Source organism: uncultured Desulfovibrio sp., from assembly GCF_910584445.1.
In the GTDB taxonomy this organism is placed as follows: Bacteria; Desulfobacterota; Desulfovibrionia; order Desulfovibrionales; family Desulfovibrionaceae; genus Desulfovibrio.
The window spans coordinates 24038-46992 of record NZ_CAJUBO010000005.1 but is presented as its reverse complement, the minus strand read 5'-3'; the positions used below and the strand labels follow the sequence as shown (position 1 = coordinate 46992).

The 22955-nt window shown below is 68.0% G+C and carries 18 protein-coding genes; 9 read left to right on the top strand and 9 right to left on the bottom strand.

Features of this window, described 5'->3' with window-relative positions:
- The first annotated feature begins 135 nt into the window (after window positions 1-135).
- A complete protein-coding gene (gltX, locus tag QZ294_RS03620) occupies window positions 136-1554 on the top strand; it encodes a glutamate--tRNA ligase (RefSeq protein WP_297046937.1) in 1419 nt (472 codons plus the stop codon).
- 251 nt (window positions 1555-1805) lie between these two features.
- Here gltX and QZ294_RS03615 read toward each other — a convergent pair whose 3' ends face one another.
- Entirely contained in the window at window positions 1806-2657 is an 852-nt protein-coding gene (locus tag QZ294_RS03615) for a putative metalloprotease CJM1_0395 family protein (protein ID WP_297046934.1), read from the bottom strand.
- 449 nt (window positions 2658-3106) lie between these two features.
- Here QZ294_RS03615 and QZ294_RS03610 point away from each other — a divergent pair, with 449 nt between their 5' ends.
- The 4 genes from QZ294_RS03610 (at window position 3107) to QZ294_RS03595 (ending at window position 8383) form a co-directional block, all read left to right on the top strand.
- On the top strand, window positions 3107-4054 hold the full coding sequence (locus tag QZ294_RS03610; protein WP_297046931.1) for a hydrogenase small subunit: 948 nt from the start codon (window positions 3107-3109) through the stop codon (window positions 4052-4054).
- Between the two features lie 9 nt (window positions 4055-4063).
- Window positions 4064-5746, top strand: a complete 1683-nt coding sequence (locus QZ294_RS03605) for a nickel-dependent hydrogenase large subunit (RefSeq protein ID WP_297046928.1) — start codon at window positions 4064-4066, stop codon at window positions 5744-5746.
- Window positions 5747-5871: 125 nt separating this feature from the next.
- Complete coding sequence (locus QZ294_RS03600) at window positions 5872-6366, top strand: HyaD/HybD family hydrogenase maturation endopeptidase (protein ID WP_297046925.1); 495 nt, start codon at window positions 5872-5874, stop codon at window positions 6364-6366.
- 121 nt (window positions 6367-6487) lie between these two features.
- A complete protein-coding gene (locus QZ294_RS03595) occupies window positions 6488-8383 on the top strand; it encodes a diguanylate cyclase (protein WP_297046922.1) in 1896 nt (631 codons plus the stop codon).
- On the opposite strand, the gene QZ294_RS03590 is transcribed toward QZ294_RS03595, so the two are convergent.
- The 3 genes from QZ294_RS03590 to QZ294_RS03580 form a co-directional block, all read right to left on the bottom strand.
- The gene (locus QZ294_RS03590) at window positions 8380-8931 is read right to left on the bottom strand and encodes a DUF523 domain-containing protein (RefSeq protein WP_297046920.1); all 552 of its coding nucleotides are present in this window, start codon (window positions 8929-8931) and stop codon (window positions 8380-8382) included. The two genes, QZ294_RS03595 and QZ294_RS03590, sit on opposite strands and share 4 nt — an antisense overlap.
- Window positions 8915-9211: a hypothetical protein gene (locus QZ294_RS03585; protein WP_297046918.1), complete on the bottom strand. Its 297-nt coding sequence runs from the start codon at window positions 9209-9211 to the stop codon at window positions 8915-8917. The genes QZ294_RS03590 and QZ294_RS03585 overlap by 17 nt, the downstream gene beginning before the upstream one ends.
- Window positions 9212-9273: 62 nt before the next feature.
- Window positions 9274-10998, bottom strand: coding sequence for a putative sulfate exporter family transporter (locus QZ294_RS03580; protein WP_297046915.1), 1725 nt, complete (start codon window positions 10996-10998; stop codon window positions 9274-9276).
- 364 nt (window positions 10999-11362) lie between these two features.
- Here QZ294_RS03580 and QZ294_RS03575 point away from each other — a divergent pair, with 364 nt between their 5' ends.
- The 4 genes from QZ294_RS03575 (at window position 11363) to QZ294_RS03560 (ending at window position 17466) form a co-directional block, all read left to right on the top strand.
- Entirely contained in the window at window positions 11363-11866 is a 504-nt protein-coding gene (locus QZ294_RS03575) for a hypothetical protein (protein ID WP_297046912.1), read from the top strand.
- A 15-nt stretch (window positions 11867-11881) separates the two neighbouring features.
- Window positions 11882-13537: an ASKHA domain-containing protein gene (locus QZ294_RS03570; protein WP_297046908.1), complete on the top strand. Its 1656-nt coding sequence runs from the start codon at window positions 11882-11884 to the stop codon at window positions 13535-13537.
- Between the two features lie 180 nt (window positions 13538-13717).
- The gene (locus QZ294_RS03565; RefSeq protein WP_297046905.1) at window positions 13718-15049 is read left to right on the top strand and encodes a small ribosomal subunit Rsm22 family protein; all 1332 of its coding nucleotides are present in this window, start codon (window positions 13718-13720) and stop codon (window positions 15047-15049) included.
- Between the two features lie 140 nt (window positions 15050-15189).
- Window positions 15190-17466, top strand: coding sequence for a vitamin B12-dependent ribonucleotide reductase (locus QZ294_RS03560; protein ID WP_297046902.1), 2277 nt, complete (start codon window positions 15190-15192; stop codon window positions 17464-17466).
- 14 nt (window positions 17467-17480) lie between these two features.
- On the opposite strand, the gene QZ294_RS03555 is transcribed toward QZ294_RS03560, so the two are convergent.
- From QZ294_RS03555 to QZ294_RS03535, 5 genes are read right to left on the bottom strand one after another with little or no spacing between them, the layout of a single operon-like run.
- Window positions 17481-18536, bottom strand: a complete 1056-nt coding sequence (locus QZ294_RS03555; protein ID WP_297046899.1) for an RNA pseudouridine synthase — start codon at window positions 18534-18536, stop codon at window positions 17481-17483.
- A complete protein-coding gene (locus tag QZ294_RS03550) occupies window positions 18533-19729 on the bottom strand; it encodes a GAK system CofD-like protein (RefSeq protein ID WP_297046897.1) in 1197 nt (398 codons plus the stop codon). The genes QZ294_RS03555 and QZ294_RS03550 overlap by 4 nt, the downstream gene beginning before the upstream one ends.
- The gene (locus QZ294_RS03545; RefSeq protein ID WP_297046894.1) at window positions 19726-20370 is read right to left on the bottom strand and encodes a 3'-5' exonuclease; all 645 of its coding nucleotides are present in this window, start codon (window positions 20368-20370) and stop codon (window positions 19726-19728) included. The genes QZ294_RS03550 and QZ294_RS03545 overlap by 4 nt, the downstream gene beginning before the upstream one ends.
- A 2-nt stretch (window positions 20371-20372) precedes the next feature.
- Window positions 20373-21794, bottom strand: a complete 1422-nt coding sequence (gene mnmE / locus QZ294_RS03540) for a tRNA uridine-5-carboxymethylaminomethyl(34) synthesis GTPase MnmE (protein WP_297046891.1) — start codon at window positions 21792-21794, stop codon at window positions 20373-20375.
- Between the two features lie 24 nt (window positions 21795-21818).
- Window positions 21819-22952, bottom strand: coding sequence for a Jag N-terminal domain-containing protein (locus QZ294_RS03535; RefSeq protein ID WP_297046887.1), 1134 nt, complete (start codon window positions 22950-22952; stop codon window positions 21819-21821).
- Window positions 22953-22955: the final 3 nt, after the last annotated feature.

Sequence of the window (22955 nt, the reverse complement as noted above, 5' to 3'; positions counted from 1 at the left end):
CTGAAGCGCCTGTCGATCATGAACGCAGGCGGCTGCCGCCGGGCGCGCGTGTCACGGATGCGCGCGCCGGGCGCCGGACCAGCCTGCCTTTTGAGAGCGCATGCCTCTACAGCCGCGTGCGCCAGGGGAGACCACATGGCAGACGTTGTTACCCGTTTCGCGCCCAGCCCCACCGGGCATCTGCATATCGGCGGCGCGCGTACCGCGATTTTTTCCTGGCTGCTCGCGCGGCACTACGGCGGCCGTTTCCATCTCCGCATCGAGGATACGGATCTGCTGCGTTCCAAACAGGAATATACGGACTCCATCCTCGCCTCCATGCGCTGGCTCGGGCTTGACTGGGATGACGAACTTACCTACCAGACCCGGCGCACCGAGCTGTACAACAGCTATGTGGACAGGCTGCTGGCGAGCGGGCACGCCTACTGGTGTTCCTGCACGCCGGAAGAGGTGGAGTCCATGCGCGAGCGCGCGCGCAGCGAGGGCCGCAAACCCCGGTATGACGGCCATTGCCGGGAACTGGGCCTGGGACCGGGCGAGGGACGGTGCGTGCGCCTCAAGGCGCCGCATGCGGGCAAGATCGTTTTTGACGACATGGTCAAGGGCCGCATCGCCGTGGATGCCGGAGAGCTTGACGACATGGTGCTGCGCCGCGCGGACGGCATGCCCACCTACAACATGGCCGTGGTGGTGGACGATCACGAAATGGGCGTGACCCACGTCATCCGGGGGGACGACCACGTTTCCAACACGCCGCGCCAGATCCTCATCTACGAGGCGCTGGGGCTTCCCGTGCCGCGTTTCGGGCATGTGCCCATGATCCTCGGGCCGGACCGGCAGAAGCTTTCCAAGCGTCACGGCGCGCGCGCCGTGGTGGAATATCAGCATGACGGACTCCTGCCCCAGGCGCTGGTGAGCTATCTCGCGCGGCTCGGCTGGTCGCACGGCGACCAGGAACTTTTCAGCATGGAAGAGCTGGTGCGCTTCTTTGACGGCAAAAACCTCAATCCGGCGGCCGCCGCCTTTGACCCGGCCAAGCTGGAGTGGTGCAACGCGCGCTTCATGCGCGAACTGCCGTTGAACCAGCTGGTGGAACTGGTGGAGCCGTTCGCCAGGGCGGCCGGCTTGTGGGAGCGCCTGGGCGACGATCCCTATGCCCGGCTGGAGCCGCTGTGCGTCATGTTCCGCGAGCGGGCGAGCAATCTGGCGGCCCTGGCGGAAAGTTTCCGTCCGCTTCTGGTGGGCGCGGCAGAACTGGAGTATGCGGCAAAGGATGCCGACAGGCACTTCAGCGCGGCGGGCAAGGAGCATCTGGCGGCGCTGGCGGCTGTTTTTGCCGCAGTGGAGCCGTTTGACGCGCCCTCCATCGAGTCCGCGCTCAACGCCTATGTGGCGGACAACGGCCTGAAGTTCAAGGAAGTGGCGCCGCCGTTGCGCACGGCGCTCATGGGCTTCATGGGCGGTTCGCACCTCAATGAGATCATGGCCTTCCTGGGCCGGGCCGAGACGCTGGCGCGGCTGGCCCGCGCGCGGGAGTATGCGGCGGCGGAATAGCGGGAACGTTTCCCAGACTCAGGCCGCATTAAAAAGACAAAGTACGCTATGATTTTTCGTTTGCCGGTGAAAAAGGCTGTTTTTGACGGAGAATTGTGGCAGTACACAACCCGCCACATCCCGAACCGGCAGCGCATGAATAGGGTCTGCCGCCGGGGGCGGAAGCCGTGCCCGCGCAAGCGCGTTTGCGCCCGCGCGGCGCGGCTTTTCAGATGGTTTGGTGGCTATTTTCTATTGAATGACAGCGTTTTTCATATCTGGAGGGAAATGCCCGTGCCCCCGGGCGCCAGGGCCGTGGGCATGACGCCGCGCTGCGCCATGGCGGCGTAGGCTTCCGCCGCGCGCGTCAGGGCATGGGCGTCCGTCTCGTGGCTGACGGCGGCGGTCTCGTCTCTGCCGGTCCCCGTGGCGGACGGAGAGACCTGGGCGCGCGGATCGGCAGCGGGTGCCGCCGCGCGGGCGCCTTCCGCAACGCCTGTGGCGTCCTCTTCCGCATCCTCCCGTTTCTCGCGGGTCGCGCGCGCCTCCTGCGCCGCTGCTTTGGCAGCCACGGCCCGGTCCTGGGCCGAGGGGTCGCCGGGGGCCAGGGCCGCGCGTCGCACCTGGCGCGCCTTGGCGGCCCCCGCCTCGGGATCGTCCGGCACGGAAGAGACGTCGATGGAAACATGGCCGCCAATGGCGTATTGCCGGCCGTCCGGACCCTGCTGGTAGGTATAGCTCGGGCCGCCGGACACATACTGGCCGCCGGCGGCCATGTGCGCCCGCTCATGGGCGCGCACCTCGGCATCGCGCTGTTTGAGCCTGCGAAGCTGGTCCTGAGCCTCCTGACTGAGATGCAGGGAATCGCCCGTGGCGCTTCCCTCGGCGGCGTCCGCGCCCTGCCCGGTGGCGCCCGCCTCCGGGCGATCGCCCCTCAGGCGGTTTTTGTCGCCGACGTGGGCGCCGGTGAGGGCCGCGCCGTTCCTGTCGCGGCGTCCGTAGTCGCCCAGGCCCGGCAATGCGGCGGCGTCCGCGAATGCCTGGCCCGGGGCGCTCCCGGCGCCCGCGGCGGTGCTGACCGGTCCGACAGGGCGGGCACTGATGCTGTGCAGGGCGTCGATCATCGGGGCAGAGGTTCCAAATGGGCAAAGGTTCAGGGGAAGGGCCACGGGTCCGTCGGGGCGGTTCGCGCCTCCGGCGGCGCGAAAAACCGGGCGCGGCCGCGCCGTGACGCGGCGGTGCCGCCGTTTCCCGCCGGCGGCCGGGCATCAGCCAGGAAGGACGGAAGCCTTCGCTGTCCCTCATCGGCAGTTCTCGAAAAAACTTGAGGCCTGATCCGGGATCGGGAAGCGCAAACGGGACCAACAGCGGGGAATCCCGCACCGGCGCGGGCCGGAGGGCTTGCGGCCAGGCGGACGGGTCCGCAGAGGCGGTGCAAAAGTCCTGCGCCTGTTGACCCCGTGGGTCCATGGGTGTATCGTTGCGGGCAAATGGCGATGGCCTGGTCTGGGCCGCTGGCGACGCGGGGGCACGCGCGTCTGGTCGCCATGCACTTTTTTGCCAGGAGGCGACTATGCGTATTGCCGTGGGTCTGGGCAAACAGAGCGGAGAGGAGCGTTTGGAACGCCAGGGCGTGAGCCGCCGCGACTTCATGAAATTCTGCACCGCCGTGGCCGTTACCATGGGCATGGGACCGGCCTTCGCCGATGACGTGGCCGCCGCCCTCACCGGGCGCCGTCCCAACGTGGTCTATCTCCACACCGCCGAATGCACGGGCTGCTCCGAGGCGCTCCTGCGGATGTACAAGCCGTATATCGACAGCCTCATCCTCGACACCATCTCTCTGGATTATCAGGAGACCATCATGGCCGCCGCCGGCCATGCGGCGGAAGAGGCCCTCGAGGAGGCCGTCAATTCGCCGCAGGGCTTCATCTGCATGGTGGAAGGCGCCATCCCCACGGGCATGGACGGCAAGTACGGCTATGTGGGCGGCAAGACCATGTATGATATCTGCAAGGATATCCTGCCCAAGTCCAAGCTCAACCTCGCCATCGGCACCTGCGCCTGCTACGGCGGCATCCAGGCGGCGAAGCCCAATCCCACCGAGGCCGTGGGCGTGGGCGAGGCCTATGCGGACATGGGCGTTAAGGTCATCAACATCGCGGGCTGCCCGCCCAATCCCATCAACATGGTGGGCACCATCGTGGCCTATCTCAACGGCATTGACATCAAGCTCGACGAGCTTGGCCGTCCGCTCATGTTCTACGGGCAGACCGTCCATGACCGCTGCGAGCGGCGCAAGCATTTTGACGCCGGCGAGTTCGCCCCCTCCTTCAATTCCGAGGAGGCGCGCAAGGGCTGGTGTCTGTATGACCTGGGCTGCAAGGGTCCGCAAACCTACAACAACTGCCCGGCGGTGCTGTTCAACCAGACCAACTGGCCCGTGGGCGCCGGCAGTCCCTGCATCGGCTGTAGCGAACCGGGTTTCTGGGACGACATGACGCCATTCTACAAGAACTAGGGGGAAACCATGAGCCAGGTCATCAAAGCGCCCCAGAGCACCTACAGCGGTCCGGTCGTGGTCGATCCGCTGACCCGCATCGAGGGGCACCTCCGCGTCGAGGCGGAGGTGGAAAACGGCAAGATCAAGGAAGCCCGCTGCGTGGGCACCCTGTTCCGCGGGCTGGAGATCATCCTCAAGGGGCGCGACCCCTTTGACGCGCCCCATTTCACCCAGCGCACCTGCGGCGTCTGCACCTACACCCACGCGCTGGCCTCCACCCGCGCCCTGGAAGACGCCATCAACAAGCCCATCCCGGCCAACGCCACCTTCATCCGCAACCTTGTCCTCGGCATGCTCTTCCTCCACGACCATCTCGTGCATTTCTACGCCCTGCACGCCCTGGATTTCGTGGATGTGGTCAATGCCCTGCAGGGCGACCCGGTCAAGGCCGCGAAGATCGCCACCTCCATCTCCAACCGCAAGGTCACGGCCGACGACTACCGCGCCGTCCAGGCCAAGCTCAAGGCCTTTGTGGACAGCGGCCAGCTCGGCCCCTTCACCAATGCCTACTTCCTCGGCAGCCACCCCGCCTACACGCTCAGCCCGGAACTCAACCTCATCGGCACGGCGGACTATCTCGCGGCCCTGCGCGTCCAGGTCAAGGCCGCGCGCGCCATGGCCGTTTTCGGCGCCAAGAACCCGCACACCCAGTTCACGGTGGGCGGCGGCGTGACCTGCTATGACGCGCTCACCCCCGAGCGCATCAAGGAATTCACCGACCTGTACAAGGAAACGCGGGCCTTCATCGAGGACTACTACATCCCCGACCTCCTCGCCATCGGCAGCCAGTACAAGGAGTGCGCCACCTACGGCGGCACGCGCAACTTCATGGCCTTTGGCGAATTTCCCGATCCGGGCGGCGAGCGCGACCTTCAGAAGCGCTGGCTCAAACCCGGCATCATCCTTGACCGCAAGATCGGCAAGGTGCGCGGCATGGACCCCGACAAGATCGCCGAGGGCGTGCGCCACAGCTGGTATGAGGGCGACAAGGCGCTCCATCCCTATGAAGGGGAGACCGTGCCGCACTTCACGAGCATGGGCGACAAGGACAAGTATTCCTGGCTCAAGGCGCCGCGCTATGACGGCATCGCCATGGAGACCGGACCCCTCGCCCAGGTGCTGGTGGCCTACGGCCAGGAGCACAGGGCCATCAAGCCTCTGGTGGACAAGGTCCTCTCCACGCTCCAGATCGGGCCGGAGGCGCTCTTCTCCACGCTTGGCCGCACGGCCGCGCGCGGCATCGAGACGCTCGCCATTGCCCAGCAGATCGAGACCTGGATCAAGCAGTACGAAAACAATATCATCAACGACAAGCAGATCGTGGAGAACTACGAAGCCCCCAAAAACGCCAGGGGCGTGGGCTTCGTCAATGCGCCGCGCGGCGGCCTCTCGCACTGGCTTGTGACCGACGACGAGGCGCGCATCGCCAACTTCCAGCTCGTGGTGCCCACCACCTGGAACCTCAGCCCGCGCGACGCCAAGGACATCCCCAGTGCCGGCGAGGAAGCCCTTGTGGGCACGCCCGTGGCCGATCCCGCGCGTCCGGTGGAGATCCTGCGCGTCATCCATTCCTTTGACCCCTGCATCGCCTGCGCGGTGCATGTCATCGACGGGCAGACCAACCAGGTCCACAAGTTCAAGGTCCTGTAGGAAATCATCGCGCGGCAGCGGCGCAAGGGCCGGGCCGCGGCGAGTCATGGCATGATCGGGGGCGGGCGCAGGCCCGCCCTTTCCGTATCCCGGGGCGCCCGGGGACAGGGAGAGGCGGAGGGCCTGTGGAAACACCGCGCGTGCTCCTGCTTGGCGTGGGCAATATCCTCCTGAGTGACGAAGGGTTCGGCGTGGCCGCCGTGGAGCGGCTCGAACGCGACTATGTGTGGCCGGACACGGTGCGCCTGCTCGACGGCGCCACCCAGGGCCTGATGCTCATGCCCGACATCATGGACTGCGACCTGCTGGTGGTGCTGGATGTGGTGCTCGGCCCGGAGGCGCCGGGCACGATCTACCTTCTGGAAGGGGAGGACCTGCGCCGGAGCCTGAGCTTCAGGGATTCCATGCACCAGACCGATCTGGTGGACACCCTGGTGAGCTGCGAGCTGGCCGGCCACAGGCCGCACGCCGTTGTCTTCGGCATCCAGCCCCGGGATTGGCAGACCCTCTCCCCTGAGTTGACGCCCGAGCTTGAGGCGCGGCTTCCGGAATTCTGCGCCAAGGTGGTGGCCGAACTGGGGCGGCGCGGCATCAGGGCGGCGCCGCGGGCGGCTTCCTGAAACATCTGGTGATGGCCGCTGCGTGGTGCGCCATGCGGAACAGACGATCTGCCGCCAGCCGCGCTGGAAGGCATGCCCCGGTGGCGGGCAACCGGCGCAAAGGACCAGGAGCGTTGTCCCCATGACGCACAGCAACGTGCTCAAGACCAATCTGCTGGTGAGCGGCATCATGCTCATCGGCTTCATCCTGACCGCGTTTTTCAGCCATCAGGCCAACTACCGCGCCTCGCTGAACGCCATCGAGCAGATCTCCTCCCTCACCGCGGACGGCATCTACTACCAGCTTTCCTCCCTCCTGACGCGGCCCGTGAACATCGCCCAGACCATGGCGCAGGACAGCCTGCTCATCGAGCACCTCACGCGCGAACCGGCGCGCCTTGAGGATGCGGCGTATGTGCGTACCATCCAGACCTATCTCGCGGCATATCGCGAAATGGATCATTTTGATTCGGTATTCCTGATTTCCACGGCAACGGGACGCTATTACAGCCCCAACGGCATCGACAGGGTGCTCTCCCGGGAGAACCCCGAAAACGGCTGGTATTACAAATTCCTGCGCTCCCGGGAAACGTATTCGCTGAATGTCGATAATGATGAAGTGGCGGGCGCGGAAAATGCCATCGCCGTTTTTGTCAACTGCAAGATCTTCGATGCCGGGGGAAATGTCGTCGGAGTCGTCGGCATTGGCATCCATACGGAATACTTGAAGCGTATCCTCAGAGAGTATGAGGAAAAATATGGTGTCGAGGTTTTTCTTCTGGATCAGGCCGGCAATATCCAGGTCTCCATCGGCCACACCGGCGATGAGGAAAAACAGTGGTTCAAAACCTATGGCATGGAGCAGATACAGAGCAGCATCCTTGACAGTCACGACAGTGAGAGAAATTTCGGGGTATGGGCGTCGTCCCAGCTTGAGGGACAGGAATCGTGGTATGTGGTTGCCCGATACATGCCGGGGCTTTCCTGGTATCTGCTCGTCGAGCAGAATACCTCTCAGCTTGTCAGGAACATCAAATCGCAGGTATTCAAGTCGCTTGTTGTCATCCTGCTGATCATTGCAAGCGTGCTTGTCATCATCACCATCGTGATCAGGAATTTTAACAGGAAGATCACCAATGTCATTGAACAACGGCTGGTGCTTTTCCGAAAAGCGACAGAACAATTATATGACAATATCTATGAATGGAATATAACCGCAAATCGTTGCATAGGAAAAAATACGGAGCAGTATTTTTCCAGCATCGGGGCCGAGGGCCTCTCCTATGATGAAGGGCTGCGGGTCATTGCCGAAAAACAGATCGACCCCGAATTCAGGGAGGGATATGTCAACCTGTTCACTGCCAAAAACGTCTTGCGCGAATTTCACAAGGGAAACCAGCGCCTGAGCTATGACCTCATGATCGCGCAGGACGGCAAAAACTGGCACTGGATGCGGATCGATGCCCATGTGTTTCATTCCCCCGATGATGATTGCGTGCATATGTTCACCTACAGGAAGAACATCGATGCGGAAAAACGGAAGGAAGCCCTGGCGAATATCGATGAGATGACCGGATGCTATACCAAGAAAGCCACGGAACGCATGATCGACCGCGCGCTCATGCGGCATCCCGATGCGGCGCATGCCTTTTTCATCTTTGACATCGACAATTTCAAGCAGGCCAATGACGGGTTTGGGCACGCATTCGGGGACCGCTGCATCAGGGAGTTTTCTTCCCGCATCAGGAAACATTTTCGGGAACACGATATCGTGGGGCGCATCGGCGGCGATGAATTTGTGGCCTTCATCCCCATTCCCAATGCCGCATGGGCGGAGGAAAAAGCCCGGGAGCTTGTTGAGGCCCTGAATTTCGTGTGCAGTGACGGAACAGCGCAATGGAAGCTCTCGGCGAGCATCGGTGTCGCCATTTCTCCTGCTGCGGGCAGCCGCTTCATCGAAGTGTACCAAAACGCGGATGCGGCATTGTATCAGAGCAAGAAGGGCGGCAAAAGGCAGTTCACCATCACCAGGGGCTAGCGCGTTTTCGCAATGGAATTGAGGAAGCGCTCTGGCGGCAGATGTTCCTCCGTCCAGAGGGTGAAGCCGGCTTCACGCAGCAGGCGCGCCCACAGGCCGTCGCCGGGCCGGAGGCTGCGGCTGAAGGTGCCGTCATAGACCTGGCCCACACCGCAGGACGGGGAGCGGGACTTGAGGATAGCCTCGCGGCAGCCGACGGCGCTGGCGGCCCTGAAGGCGCGTTCCGCGCCCCGCAGAAAGGCCGCCGTCAGATCGCGTCCGTCGCGGGAGAGGACCCGGATGGCGTCATGCTCCCCCCGGCCCGGGGCGCATTGTTCGCAGGGAGGGCGCGGCACGGGCAGGCCGGACAGGCTTTCGGGGCAGAGGGGGACGGCCAGGCCGGCCGCCACCAGACGCATCACCTGCGGGCAGGGATTGCTGCCGCCATCGTAGCGGCAGGCGATCCCGGCCAGGCACCCGCTCACCACATAGCGCGGCCGGGGCGCTCCCGCCGGGGCGCCGCCTGCGGCGGCAGCATCGCCGGGCAGGGCTTCAGCGCGCGGACCCATGGGCCTGTTCCGCCGTCTTGCGATCTTCAAGGCGGCGTTGCATGCGCGTTGCCATGCCTTCACGCACGGCCTTGCGCGTGGCCTCTTCGGATTCCTGCGTGACAGGTACGTCCGTGTAGTAGATGGCGCCGCTGTGGATGTTGTATTCTTCCTGGACGGCGTCGTAGCGCTGCCAGGCGGGCGAAAGCGAAAACAGCCACGGCCCGGCAACGGCGAAGAAGAACCACAGCGCGCCCAGACAGCAGCAGAGTTTGAACAGCTTGTGAAGGACCGGCGGCATGGCGTCTCAAAAAAAGCCGCCGCGGCTTGCGGCCGCGGCGGCTTTTGCAGTTGTGCGGAGCGCTAGATGCGCGCCGTGATTTCCGGGAAGACCTTGTAGAACATGATCCAGGCCATGAGCAAGGTCAGGCAGAGGTTGAGGGACTGACCGCAGACATAGAGGATGACCGGCTTGCCGCCCTTGAAGTACTTGGCAAGGGCGCGGAAGTCGGTGGTCAGGCCGATGGAGATGAAGGCCAGGCAGAAGAACCAGCCGCGCAACGGATTGGCGACCTTGTTGACGCCGTTGTCCACGAGCATCTTGGCGAAATCGCCGCCAAGGTTGGCGCTGATGATGGACATGATGATGGAGACCGCCAGGAAGCCGATGACGAACTTCGGGAAGCGGTTCCAGATCTCGCCCGCGCCCACGGTTTCGCCGCTGTTATCCACCTTGGTGGTGAAGTAGATGGCGACGCAGAAGGCGGTCACGCCGATGAGGACGTTCTGGATCATCTTGACCGTGGCGGCCACCTGGAGGGCCTTGGGACCGATCCACGCGCCGGCCGCGGCCACGGCGCCCGTGGCGTCGACCGTGCCGCCGATCCACGCGCCACCCAGGATCTCGGGCATGCCCACAGCCTTGATGAAGGCCGGCATGGCGATCATCATGATGGCGGTGAAGGTCATGGAGAGGCCGAGGGAGAGGGTCAGCTCTTCCTTCTTGGCGCGGGCGGCGGCCGCCGTGGCGATGGCCGCGGAGGTGCCGCACACGGACATGTCGGCCGAGATGACGATGTTCAGGGTGCGGGAGGGGATCTTGAGCACCTTCTGGCCGAAGATGTAGGTGCTGATGAGCACGATGGGCGTCACCACCCAGGCCACGAAGATGCCGGGGATGCCGATAGCCATGATCTTGTGGAAGAGCACGTCGGCGCCAAGCAGGACCAGGCCGATCTTGATGTAGTATTCGACCTGGGCGCCGTCCTTGAGCCATTTGGGCGTGCCGATGGTATTGGCGATGATCATGCCGAGGGCGATGGACCAGATCTCGGCGTTGGCGCCGTAGCGGCGCATGGTCACCTGGTTGCCGAGGATGTTGGCGATGATGCAGAGGATGTACACGCCAAGGAAGGCCAGGAAGAACCTGACCGGATTGAAGCCCATGACGGTGGCGCCGATGGTGACGAGCACGCCGAGGCACAGGCCGAGGACGATGAGCGTGGGAATGCGGTTGAAGGGCTTGACGAGCTTCTTGGAAGCGTCGGCGGTGGCCTTCTTGGCGGTTTGCCACTGGGCGATGGCGGCGGTGGCGGCCTCGTTCAGCGGGGCTTCCTGAAAGCCGGCCTCAGCGGCGGCGGCCTGGGCGGCCCTGGCGGCGTCGAGCGCGGCGGCTTCGGCGGCCTTGGCGGCGTCCACCTTGGGCTGCGTGGCGGCGTTCATCTTGTCGGCGTCAGCCTTGCTCAGGACGAGCGCCTGCATGGGGTTGGAACTCCAGCGCGCGGGCGTCTTGATGTAGTTGATGAGCGAGGCCACGGCGGGGAGCTTCTGGCCCTGAAGCCCTTTCTGGGCGGCGGAAGCCTCATACCACTCGATGGTCTTGAACGGTTTGGCGGCTTCAGCCTTGAGCGTGGCCGCGTACTGGTCGTACTTGGCCTCCAGGCCCTGGCGGCCGCCGAAGACAAGGAACGCCGCCACGGCGATCAGGAAGAGGCCGATCCAGATGGCCCAGTAGTCTTCCTTCTTCCAGAGATCGGAGAACTGCGATTTGCTCCGATCGACAACGATGTCTGAGTTTTCCTGAGACATCCCATTCCCTCCTGTGAAAAACCTGTTTGCGGCCCGGCATCGGCACCGGACCCTGCCTTCAACCATCAGCCCCCACACATCCTTCCCGGCGGATGGTGTTTTGAGGGACTGAAGATACACGAAAACGAAACGACGCACAAGCCATCGGGATGGGGATATGCCATTTTCTCACGGATGCTGCCGGTTCCGGCCCGGGAGGCGAGGGGAAAAAACGGAAGGGGAAAGCTCCCGGCGGAAAAGCTTCCGGCGGGCCGCTTCGCCTCCCCCCGCGTCCGCCCTTGGCCTTTTTCCAAAAAAAGTGTAGACTTTTTCCGGTCATTGCCCCGGTGAAGGGCGACCGCATCTCCAGCCAGTGAGGGATCCCATGCACGCCATCCGTCCGCTTTTCCTTTGCTCCGCCGCCGTGCTGCTGGCGGCTTCCTGCTTCTGGGCCGCCCCCGTGTCCGCCGCCCAGGCCGCTGCCCCCCAGGCCGGCAAGCCTGTCCAGGATGCGCCGCAGAAAAGCGCGGACCGCACCACCGTGGTCAGCGTGCAGGTGGACGGCACGGACAGCATCGGCGCGCGCCTGAGCACCAGGCTCAAGGAGCGTTTCAACCAGAGCAGCCTTTTCCGGCTCAATGCCGATGAGGAACGGGACGCGCCGGAACTGCGCGTCCTGCTGAACACCGCGCCGGAATTTCCGAGCCGTCCGGGCGTTGGCTCCGTCTATGGCGTGTGCTGGGTCTTCAGCCAGGGCAAGGGCTACCTCGGCTATCTGCTCGCGCGCGAGGTGGGCACGGTCAACGCCGACGACCTGGACGCCCTGGTGGACAAGCTGGTGGAGCGCACGGACGGTATCGCCGCCAAGTACGGCAACCTCTGGAAATAAGCGGAAGCGGACAGGATGGGCGTGCGCCTGCGCCTGTTCCCGGCCCCGGCAACGGCTGAGGCTGCGCGGTCCGGGACCCGTGGCATCGAGGTCTCCGCCCGGCAGGGGGACGATCTCGCCAGCGCCATCTGGCTCTCCGGGGCGGTGCCGCCGCGTCCGCTCTGTCTGGGCCTGAGCCGGTGCGGGCGTTGCCGCGTCCGCTACCGGCGGGACGCGCCGCCGCCCCTGCCGGAAGAAGGCGCCGTATTTTCCCCGCAGGAACTGGCCGACGGCTGGCGTCTTTCGTGCCGCCGTCGCGTCCCGCCGGAAGACGGCGCCGGGGGACCGCTGGAGCTGGAAGTGCCGGCGGAGACGCCTGCCCCTGCGGACGCCGCCGTCACCCCGCCGCTTGCGTATGCCGGGCCGGTAGTCCTGGGCGTGGATCTGGGCACGACCTCCCTCCAGTGGCGCGCCGTGGCGCTCCCTTCCCGGGAGGAGGGCGGTGGGGCGCGGCCCGGGCGCGTCCTTGCCGAAGGGGGCATGCTCAATCCCCAGGCCGGGGCCGGGGCGGACGTCATGTCGCGCCTGGCCTTCGCCCGTCAGGCCGGGGGCCTTGCCACGCTCGGCGAACTGGCGCGCGCGGCGGTCCGCCGCATCGCCGCCGACCTGGGCCGCGCGGGGCTTGCGCCGGTGCGTCTCTGCGTGGCGGCCAATACCGCCATGACGGATATTTTTCTCGGACGCGACGTGACGGGCCTGTGCGCCGCGCCCTACCGGCGCTCGCATGCGGGCGGCTGCCTGACGGAGCTGCCCGGACTCGCGCCCGTGCTCATCCCGCCGCTGCCCGCGCCCTTTGTGGGCGGAGACCTGAGCGCCGGGCTTGCCGCCATGCTGGCGGCCGGGATGCCGCGCCCCTTCGTGCTGGCCGATCTCGGCACCAATGGCGAGCTGGCCCTGCTCACGGCAGAGGAGAGGCTATTCCTCGCCAGCGTGCCCCTTGGTCCCGCGCTGGAAGGCATCGGTCCCGAATGCGGCAGGATGGCGGCGCCCGGCGTGGTCACGGAGTTCCGCCTCGGGCCGGAGGGTCCCGCGCCTGTGCTGTTCGCCGGAGAGGGGCGGGAGAGCGCTTCCGCCCCTCTCCGGGCCGCGGGCATCAGCGCCACGGGCTATCTCTCGCTTCTGGCCCTGCTGCGCCGTCTGGGCGTGCTCGATGCGGACGGGCACTTTGCGGACGCCGGTGAGCGTGCGTTCCCGCTGGCCCGCGCCCTCGGGCGCCGCCTTGAGTTGTCGCCGACCGGCGCGCGGCTGCGCCTGCCCCTGGGCCTCTGGCTTTCGGCCGGCGATGTGGAGCTGCTGCTCAAGGTCAAGGCGGCCTTCGCCGTGGCGCTGGAGGCCGTGTGCGCCGCCGGGGGCGTGGCGCCTTCGTCTGTGCGGCGCCTGGCGCTCGCCGGGGCGCTGGGCGCGCATGTGCGGCCCGGAGACCTCAAGGAACTGGGCTTTGCGCCGGGCGTGCCGGAAGGGCGCATCGCGGCCGTGGGCAATGCGGCGCTTGAGGGCGCGTGCCTCCTGGCCGCATGCCCGGAACGTCTGGAGTCCCTCGCCGCCCTCTGTGAGCGCGCCGTGGTGCTGGAGCTTACGGAAGATCCGGCATTCCAACGGGCCTATCTTGCCCATATGCGTCTGGGAGAGTAAATGCCGCGTCGTTCCGCACCCCCCGCTGCCGCCGCTCCGTCCTCCGCAGCCGCCGCACCCGCGCGCAAGCGCGGCCCGGCAGTTCCGCCGCCGCGCCGCCCGCGGGGGACCGGGCGCGGGGGAGGAGGCACCGGGCATCATGCCGGGCGCCCCGTGGCCGCGCCGTGGCCGGTGACGGGCATGCTCTTTCCGCCGCTGGATGCCGCCGCGCAGACGGCCCTGGCGCGCCTGCCCGAAGCCCTGGAACGCGTCCGCCCGCTCTCGGCCGCGCACCGCCGCTCGCTGCCCGAGGACATCGCGGCCCTTTCCCGCGCGCTCACCGCCGAGCGGGCGGAACTGCGCCGGCCCTACTGGAGCCGCCCGGCCTTTGTGAGCGCCTATCTGTATTATTTCCTTCCCTGGAATCTGGTGCGCCTGACGCGGCTCTTCAGGGGCCTGCCGCTGCCGCCGCCGGGGCAGGGGGAAGCGCTGCTCATGGACGCGGGTTCCGGGCCGCTGACCGTGCCCCTGGCGCTCTGGCTCGCCCGGCCCGAGTGGCGCTCGGCGCCGGTGCGCGTGCTCGCGCTGGACAGCGCGGCGCAGCCTCTGGAGCTGGGGCGCGCGCTGTTTGCGGCCTGGGCGGAACTGCTGGGCGCGCCGGGCTGGCCGGTGCGCCTGGAGCGCGGTCCCCTCGAAAGCCTTGCGGCGCGCGCCCTGCCGCTTGTGCGCGGCGCCCGGGCGCGTCCCTGGCTGATCACGGCGGCCAATGTGCTCAATGAAGTGCGCCCGGCGCGGGGCGGCCATGCCGGCGCTGGCGTCCGTGATGAGGACGCGGGGGACGCCTGGGAGGCCGATGCGGGGGATCGTGTGGACGAGCGCCTGGAGCGGCTGCTGGAGGCCTGGTCACCGTTGCTGGCCGCTCCGGTCCGGCGCGGGGACGACGGCGCCGGCGCGGACGCCGGGGCATCGCCCGCCCTGCTCTTTGTGGAACCGGGCACCAGACTCGGTGGCACGACCATGATGCGCCTGCGGGAGGCGGCCCTTGCCGGCGGCCTTTCGGCGTATGCCCCTTGCACGCAGGACGATCCCTGCCCGCTGGCGCGCGGGGCGTGGTGCCACTTCACCTTTTCGCCGGAGGGCGCGCCGCAGTGGCTGGCCGCGCTTTCGGCGCGCGCCGGACTCGCCAAGCGCAGCCTTTCGCTCTCGCCGCTTCTGCTGGGGGCGCCCGGGGAAGAAGGCGGCTTCGGGCGATCCCGCGGCGACGGGAGCGCCGCGCCGGAAGCGCGCGTGCTTTCCTCGCCGTTTGCGGTCCCGGGCGTGCGCGGACAGGCGCGCTATGCCTGCGCGGCCTGCGGACTCGCCCTGCTGGAGGATGCCGGCGCGCTCCCCTCCGGGGCTTGCGTGCGGCTTGTCGCCGGTGGGGAGGGTCCGGGGCGGGAATCGCGTCCCCGGCGCGACCACAGAAGCGGGGCGCAGATTTTCGCCGCGCCCGCGCGGGGCGGCCCGTGCGGCAAATTCGGGAAAAAATCGTAAAAATTTCTTCATTAATACGCCTCGTTATCCGAGACAAGCGGGCTGGCGGGGCTTTTGTTTCGGACCCGGCTGGCGTATAAGGCCGCCTTGGTTCCGGCCTTTCCCTTCGTTCACCGACACAAGCCCACGGATCTCGCGCCATGATGCCCATGCCCAGAAATTTGCCCAGGCCCTCTCTCAAGCCCAATACTGAAGTCGTGCTGGAAAAGCGCTACCTCCGCAAGGATCTGGATGGAGCGCTGGCGGAAGACCCGCGCGGCCTGTTCTGGCGCGTGGCCTCGGCCATGGCGGAGGAAGAGGTCAAGTATCCGCAATCGCCCTACACGCCGGAAGCGCTGGCGCGCGAATTTTACGACCTCATGACGAGCTGGCGGTTTCTCCCCAATTCTCCCACGCTCATGAACGCGGGCACGGACCTGGGCCAGCTTTCGGCCTGCTTTGTCCTGCCGGTGGGGGATTCCATCGAGGAGATCTTCGACGCCGTCAAGTACGCGGCCATGATCCACAAGTCCGGCGGCGGCACGGGCTTTTCCTTTTCGCGGCTGCGGCCCAGGGAAAGCCGCGTCGGCTCCACCGGCGGCGTGGCCTCCGGGCCGGTCTCCTTCCTGCGGATTTTCAATACCGCCACCGAGCAGATCAAGCAGGGCGGCACGCGGCGCGGCGCCAACATGGGCATCCTCCGCGTGGACCATCCTGATATCGTGGATTTCATCCGCGCCAAGGAGCGGGAAGGCGAATTCAACAATTTCAATCTTTCCGTGGGCCTGACCGAAGCCTTCATGCAGGCCGTGGAGCGCGGTGAGGAATATGACCTGCGCCTGCCGGCCACGGGCGAATCGGCGGGCAGGCTGCCCGCGCGGGAGATCTTTGCCCTGCTCGTGAAAAAGGCGTGGCAGTCCGGCGATCCCGGCATCGTGTTCCTTGACCGCATCAACCGCGACAATCCCACGCCGGACCAGGGCGAGATCGAATCCACCAACCCGTGCGGCGAGCAGCCCCTGCTGCCGTTCGAGGCCTGCAACCTGGGTTCCATCAACCTGTCCTGCTTTTATGTGCCGGGGCACGATGCCGGGAAGGACCCGGCGGACAACGGCGTGGACTGGCAGGGCCTTGCCCGCGCCGTCCACCTGGCCGTGCGCTTTCTCGACAATGTCATCGACGCCTCGCGCTTCCCGCTGCCCATGATCGACGAGACCGTGCGCCGGAACCGCAAGATCGGCCTGGGCGTCATGGGCTTTGCCGACCTGCTCTATGAGCTTGGCGTGGCCTATGACTCGCCGGAGGGCGTGGCCCTGGGCGAGCGGCTCATGGCCTTTGTCCAGAGCGAGGGGCACAAGGCCTCGGCGCAGCTCGCCAGGGAGCGCGGCCCCTTCCCGGCGTGGCCCACATCCATCTACTCGGCGCGCGGCGAAGGCCCCTACCGCAACGCCACCGTGACCACCATCGCGCCCACGGGCACGCTCTCCATCATCGCGGGCTGTTCCTCGGGCGTGGAGCCGCTCTTCGCGCTCTGCTTCACCCGCAATATCCTCGACGGCGAGCGGCTGGTGGAGGTCAACCCGTATTTTGAATCCGCCCTGGCCGACGCGGGCCTTGCCAGCCCCGAGCTTATGGAGAGCGTGGCGGCCAAAGGCTCCATCCAGGACATGGACTTTCTTCCGGCGGCCTTGCGCAGGACCTTCGTCACGGCCATGGACATCGCGCCGGTATGGCACCTGCGGATGCAGGCCGCCTTTCAGCGGCACACGGACAATGCCGTCTCCAAGACCGTCAATCTGCCCAATTCCGCCACGGAAAAGGACATCCACGATATCTACTGGCTCGCCTATCAGGAGGGCTGCAAGGGCGTGACCGTCTATCGGGACGGCTGCAAGAGCGTCCAGGTGCTCGCCACGGGCGAAGGCCAGAAGAAGATGGACGGCACCCGGACCGATGGCGCGCCGGCGGCCCCGGCCGCTCCGGTATCCGGCGTCCGCAGGCGCCCCGATGTGGTGCAGGGTTTCACCCAGAAGGTGCAGACCGGTCTGGGCGCCATGTACCTCACCGTCAACGAGGTGGACGGGCAGCCCTTTGAGGTGTTCGCCACCATCGGCAAGTCCGGCCGCTCCATCACGGCCAAGGCCGAGGCCATCGGGCGGCTCGTTTCCCTGGCGCTGCGCTCGGGCGTGGCCGTGCGCGACGTGGTGGCCCAGATCAAGGGTATTGGCGGCGAGCACCCCGTCTTCCGGGGCAAGGGGCTGCTGCTCTCCATTCCCGACGCCATCGCCTGGGTGCTGGAAAAGCGCTATCTCAAGGACGAGCGCCTGGGTGCGGTCACGGACATCGACGGCCAGAAGTGCCCCGAGTGCGGGGAGGCTCTGGTCTTTCAGGAAGGCTGCCTCATCTGCCCGGCCTGCGGCTTTTCCCGCTGCGGGTAGGGCGCGTCGGTTCCTTATCCCCTGCGAAACAGGGGGCTTCCGGGGGGAGTCCCCTTTTCGCCTTCCAGACGCAGCCACTCCCGCACACGGGCCAGGGCGACCGCCGGCAGGAGCGCCTCCAGCCAGGGCCAGGGCGGCGGCGCGGCGCAGCTGCCCTCCGGCCATGCCAGAAAGCCGTGGTGGAGGTGGAAACGTTCCGGCAGGGCTTGCGCCGTGCCTGTTCCGGCATAGCGGCTGTCCCCGAGCAGGGGATGCCCGAGAGCGGCGGCATGGGCGCGGATCTGGTGCCGGGCGCCGCGCCGGATGCGGCAGGCCGCCAGCGTGAGCGCTTCGGGCTGTCCGCCGCAGGTGCCGCGACCGCCGAGCAGCAGGCGGAGCCGCGCCGCGGCGTCCGCTTCCCAGACATGCAGCGGAAAGATTTCCGTCCAGCGCGTCCGGTCGTCATCGTCCGTCATCAGGCGGCTTGTGCGCCGCCGGTCCGTATCCAGACGGGCGCGCGCGGTCAGCGGGCCGCACAGGGCGCCCGTGAGCAGGGTCAGATAGCGTTTTTCGCAGTTCCCCGCGGCTTCGGCGGCGCGGAAGGCGCGGGCCGCCTCCGGCGTCAGGGCCGCACAGACGAGTCCCGAGGTGCCGTGATCCAGCCGCTGGAGCAGGGCCGGCGTCTCGCCCGGCCCCAGCACCGGGCCGCACAGGGCCGGGAGGCGCGCTTCCAGACTGTCCCCGTCGTTTCCGGCCAGGGCCGCGCTGTGCAGACCGGCGGGCTTGAAGAGCACGCAGAAGTCTCCCACGCGCGCGAGCAGGCGCGCGGGCGTCGTGGCTTCCGGCGCGGAGGGCGCGGCGTTCGGCGGCGCAAGGGCAAGAAGGTCGCCCCGCCGCAGGCGCCGGGCCGGGTCGCGGCAGGGGATGCCGTTGATCAGGACGCCCTGCCGCGCGATGCGGCGCCGGCGCCCCCGCAGGCCTTCGTCCACAAGCCGGGCGAGGGCGTGGTCCAGCCGCGTCCCGCCATCTTCCCCGGTGACGCGCAGGCAGCCGCGGGGCAACGCCTCCGTCCCGCCGTCGGGGGCGTTCACGCCGGACTCCGCCGGGCGCAGATCTCCAGCATCAGGGAGGCCACGGCTTCCGGATCATGGCGGCAGGGTTCGGCCTCCCGGATCATGTCCCGGTCTTCCAGACGGACGCCCATGGCTTCGATCTCACGCCGGACCTCCGGGCCGAGGCCGCCTTCGTAGCGGCCGTGGCGGCTGTCGACGAGGACCAGATCCAGCAGCTCGTCCGTACGCGCCCCGGGCGCGTCCTGCCTCAATGCGCGCAGGATGGCCGCCACCTGGCCGGCCACGCTGAGGCCGCGCAGTTCCGCGTCTGTTCCCGTGTTGGGGATGAAGACCTTGGGGCAGGAGCGCGCGGCCACGGCCCTGCCCACCCCGCTGGGCAGCAGGTTTGCCAGCACGCTCGAATAAAAGCTGCCCATGGGGTAGCAGATGGCATCGGCCGCGCGCAGATGTTCGGCGGCCATGGCGGAAAGCCGCGGGCGGCAGGGCGTGGAGGCGCCGGGCGTTCCGGCGTCCGCTCCCTGACGGTCAGGCTCGTGGACAGTGAGCAGGAGCCGGGCCACGGGACTCGGGAGCGACTTGAAATGGTGCTGTCCCACCACGCGGCTGCCGTCCTCCAGCTCGGCGGCCAGGTGGAGGCTCTCGTCCACCGTGGGCAGGACCGTGCCCCGGACGCCGAGCAGGCGGCTGAAGAGCGCGATGGGGGGCGTCAGGTCGCGTTTGTGGCGCAGATAGCCGCCCGCCAGCAGCAGGTTGCCCAGGCAGGCGAGGCGCGGCTCGAACGTGGGGGGCATGCGCCGGAGAAAACAGCCGAGGTGGAGACGGAATGCCCGCGCGTAGACTTCGGGCATGTCACGCCAGACGGGATGCCCCGCCAGGCCGAGCGCGGCCAGGGACGCGCGCAGTTCGTCGGCATCGCCTTCCGGCGGCAGGCGCCGGACAAAGAACGCAAGCGCCGCGGGGGGCACGGCGGTGTCGTCGGCCAGGGCCACGAGACGGTTGCGGATGTCGCCCACGGCGGGCATGGCGAAGGCGCGGCGCAGGGCGGCGGAGCTGCCGCCGGAATCGAAGGTGGTGAGCAGGTGGACGGAATGGCGGGTGCGCCGGGCAAGGGCGCGGCTGGTCTCGCGCAGGGCCGTGCCGCCGGAAAAGAAGAGCGGACGCGCGTCCGTGCCCGTATCCCGGGGGGGCGCGTCGTGGCGAGGCAGGCTCACGCGCCGGGACCCCGCCGTTTCCGGGCGGCCGCATCGCAGGCGCTGCCGTCGGCAAGCCCCAGTTCGCGCAGCCGGAGGTAGATGCAGCGGCCGATCCAGGCATCGGTGGCGGCGTATTCTATCTGCCGGTGGCTCAGCTCCATGAGGCTCCAGTTGGAGCATTGCGACCCCTTGGAGATGCGCCAGCCGAACAGGCTGGCCGCCAGGGTCCGCAGCCCCTGATTGGGGAGCCGGTGCGCGCGGGCCACCTGGCCGAGATCCACCAGACCCGCGGGCGTGAACGGATGCAGCCGGGCCAGCGCGCGCATGTCGTCGCCAATGCTGACGCCGGCCTTGATAATGTCCGGGGAGGCGAGCAGGGCGGCGCAGGCCGCTCCAAAGGGCAGCCACGCAAGCTGGATGAGATAGACCGTGCCCGCCGTGGCAATCTGGATAAGCGAGGGCGCGTTGAGCTTGCCCTTGCGAAAGGTGGGCCGCGTCTCCGTGTCAAAGCCGAGGATGCCGTCGCGGCGCATGTCCGCCTCGGCCCTGGCCCAGCCTTCGGCGGTGCGGACCACCTCCACCGGACCCTCGTAATGGCGCAGGGGCATGGCGTTGATTTCTTCGCTGCTGGGGCGGCGGCTGAGCGCGGAGAGGTCCATGGTCACTTGCCGATGCAAAAGTGCTCGAAAACCCGGTCCAGTACCTCGGCGGCCGTGCCGAGTCCCGTGACCTCGCCCAGTGCCGCCGCCGCCGTGTCCAGGCGGGCCAGGCAGCAGTCGTGGGGCTGACCGGCCGCGATGTCGGCGGAGAGCGCCTCCAGCTCTTCCAGCGCGCGCTCCAGAGCCAGCGCCTGCCGGGCATTGGGCGCGAGGGCGCCGTCGCCGGGGACCGCGTCCTCCAGCAGCTGCCTGCGCGCAAGCCGGGCAAGCTCCTCCACATGGGCGCCGGTGGTGGCGCTGACCATGCACGCCGGAAGGTGGCGCCCCCAGCGCGGGGGCCAGCTGTCCGGGGCGTCCGGCGCGCAGAGATCGCACTTGTTCCAGACGAGCAGGGGGGGCACCCCGGCATGGGCCGCCAGAGCAAGGATCTCCGCCGTGACCGGGTCCGGACAGGTCGTTGCCCGGGCGCCCGCCTCGCCGAGCCGCGCGCCGTCCAGGACCACGAGGAGCAGGTCCGCCGCGCCCAGCCTGTCGCGCGTCAGGGCCATGCCCAGCGCCTCCACAGGGTCCGCGTCGGCGCCGTCCCGCGCGGTCCGCAGCCCCGCCGTGTCCACCAGGCGCACGGGAAGCCCCTCGAGATCGCACCGCTCTTCAAGAAAGTCGCGCGTGGTGCCCGGAATGTCCGTGACGAGCGCCCGCTCCCGGCCAAGCAGGGCATTGAGCAGGCTGGACTTGCCCGCATTGGCCGCTCCCACGAGGACGGTCAGCGCGCCTTCCTGCATGAGCCGGGCGCGGCGCTTGCCCGCGAGCAGCCGCCGCACCGAGGCCGCCACGCCCTCCACGGCGCTGGCGAAGGCGTCCGGAGCCAGGGCGGGGACTTCATCGTCCGGAAAGTCCACGCCCAGGCAGGCATGGGCGCGCAGGTCTTCCAGCTCTTCGCGGAGCGCCACGGTCTGGCGCCCCAGCTGGCCGTCAAGGCGATTGAGTCCGAGGCGCACGGCCTCGCGCGAGGTGGCGCCGATGAGTTCGGCCACGGCCTCGGCCTGGCTGAGGTCCATCCTGCCGTTACGGAAGGCGCGGCGCGAAAATTCGCCGCGCTCCGCCTGGCGCGCGCCGAGGCAGAGCACGCTCTCGAGGGCGGCCTGGAGCAGGAACGGGCCGCCATGGCAGTGGAGTTCCGCCATGTCCTCGCCGGTGAAGGTGCGGGGGCCGGGCATGAAAACAGCCAGCACATCGTCCAGCTCTTCACCGTGCCTGTCCAGCATGCGCCCCCGGTGCAGGCGCCAGGGCCGGAAATTCTCGAAATCGGGCGAATGGGAAAGAAAGACGCGCGCCAGCACTTCCTTGGCCCTGGGTCCGGAAAGACGCACGATGCCGATCCCCCCGGACCCCGGGGGCGTGGCTATGGCGGCGATGGTGCTCATGGCGCCCTCCGGCAACGGGCCGGGTTACGCGTCTTCGGGCTTGCGGCGTGCGATGATCACCCGTTTCAGGGGACCGTCTCCGGAACTCCGGGTCTGCAGGTCCTCCGCATCCTGAAGGCAAAGGTGGATGATGCGCCGATGGTAGGAGGACAGCGGACGCGTGGAATAGGCGCGCCCCGTGGCGCGGGCTTTTTCGGCCAGACTCAGGGCCAGGGAGCGCAATTTCTCGTCCTGGCGCAGGCGGTAGTCGCCGATATCCAGCTGGACGCGCACGGCGGCATCCATGCCGTGGGAAACCATGCGCGAGGCCAGATACTGAAGCGCCGCCAGGGTCTGCCCCTCACGGCCGATGAGCAGGCCGGCATCGCCGCTCCAGTCCACATTGGCGCGCACGCGGCCGTCCTCCACGCGTACCGAGACCGGCACCTGGCCGCCGGTGATGGGGCGCACCAGTTCCTTGACGGTCTCTTCGGTGAGGCGCTGGAGCCGCTGGGGGTCCAGCTCCTCGAGGGGCGTGCGCGGCAGTCCTTCCGGCGCGTCGTCGGCGTCGAGTTCATGGGCGTGCTGAAGCCCGGGCGCCGGCGCAGGGGACGCCGCGGGCGCGTGTTCCCGCTCCGTCGCGGCGGCCGGAGCCGCCTGCGGCGCGGAACGCGGGCGCCCTCCCGCCCTGCGGTTGCCGCCCGCGGCGGGCGTTGCGGTCGCCGTTTCCGCCGGGCGCTCCCCGGCGGGCTTTGCCTCGGCCGGCGGCGTCGTGGCCGGAAGGTCGGCAGGAGGCGTGGGCGCCTCCTGATCCGGCGTGCGGGCTTCGGCCCTGGCCGGGCGCCGCCCCGCGCGCGGTTTTCTGGGCGCGGCGCGGCTTTCGCCTTCCTGCGGCGGTTCGCGCCGGGCGCGCCGTTCGGCGCCCGCGCCGTCCTCGTGCGGAGATGCGTCGGCGCGCTGGCCGCCCCTGGGGCCGAGGACGCTTTCCACCGCTTCGCGCAGCTGGGCGCGCCGGGCGCGCACCTTGGCCTTGCGCGCGCCCACGATGCCGAAGATGCCGCTCTTGGCATCCTGCACGATCTCGATTTCCAGACGTTCCCGCGGCGTGTCGAAATAGCCGCAGGCTTCCGCTATGGCGCTGTCCAGGTCCTTGCCCTGGAATTCCTTGAATCCGTCCATGTC

What these genes read in the sequence shown, in the direction of transcription:
- mnmE (WP_297046891.1), bottom strand. Translation starts at nt 21,794, where the DNA reads ATGAGCACCATCGCCGCCATAGCCACGCCCCCGGGGTCCGGGGGGATC.
- QZ294_RS03585 (WP_297046918.1), bottom strand. Translation starts at nt 9,211, where the DNA reads ATGCCGCCGGTCCTTCACAAGCTGTTCAAACTCTGCTGCTGTCTGGGC.
- QZ294_RS03610 (WP_297046931.1), top strand. Translation starts at nt 3,107, where the DNA reads ATGCGTATTGCCGTGGGTCTGGGCAAACAGAGCGGAGAGGAGCGTTTG.
- QZ294_RS03605 (WP_297046928.1), top strand. Translation starts at nt 4,064, where the DNA reads ATGAGCCAGGTCATCAAAGCGCCCCAGAGCACCTACAGCGGTCCGGTC.
- QZ294_RS03590 (WP_297046920.1), bottom strand. Translation starts at nt 8,931, where the DNA reads ATGGGTCCGCGCGCTGAAGCCCTGCCCGGCGATGCTGCCGCCGCAGGC.
- QZ294_RS03580 (WP_297046915.1), bottom strand. Translation starts at nt 10,998, where the DNA reads ATGTCTCAGGAAAACTCAGACATCGTTGTCGATCGGAGCAAATCGCAG.
- QZ294_RS03570 (WP_297046908.1), top strand. Translation starts at nt 11,882, where the DNA reads ATGGGCGTGCGCCTGCGCCTGTTCCCGGCCCCGGCAACGGCTGAGGCT.
- QZ294_RS03545 (WP_297046894.1), bottom strand. Translation starts at nt 20,370, where the DNA reads ATGGACCTCTCCGCGCTCAGCCGCCGCCCCAGCAGCGAAGAAATCAAC.
- QZ294_RS03535 (WP_297046887.1), bottom strand. Translation starts at nt 22,952, where the DNA reads ATGGACGGATTCAAGGAATTCCAGGGCAAGGACCTGGACAGCGCCATA.
- QZ294_RS03560 (WP_297046902.1), top strand. Translation starts at nt 15,190, where the DNA reads ATGATGCCCATGCCCAGAAATTTGCCCAGGCCCTCTCTCAAGCCCAAT.
- gltX (WP_297046937.1), top strand. Translation starts at nt 136, where the DNA reads ATGGCAGACGTTGTTACCCGTTTCGCGCCCAGCCCCACCGGGCATCTG.
- QZ294_RS03575 (WP_297046912.1), top strand. Translation starts at nt 11,363, where the DNA reads ATGCACGCCATCCGTCCGCTTTTCCTTTGCTCCGCCGCCGTGCTGCTG.
- QZ294_RS03595 (WP_297046922.1), top strand. Translation starts at nt 6,488, where the DNA reads ATGACGCACAGCAACGTGCTCAAGACCAATCTGCTGGTGAGCGGCATC.
- QZ294_RS03565 (WP_297046905.1), top strand. Translation starts at nt 13,718, where the DNA reads ATGCTCTTTCCGCCGCTGGATGCCGCCGCGCAGACGGCCCTGGCGCGC.
- QZ294_RS03615 (WP_297046934.1), bottom strand. Translation starts at nt 2,657, where the DNA reads ATGATCGACGCCCTGCACAGCATCAGTGCCCGCCCTGTCGGACCGGTC.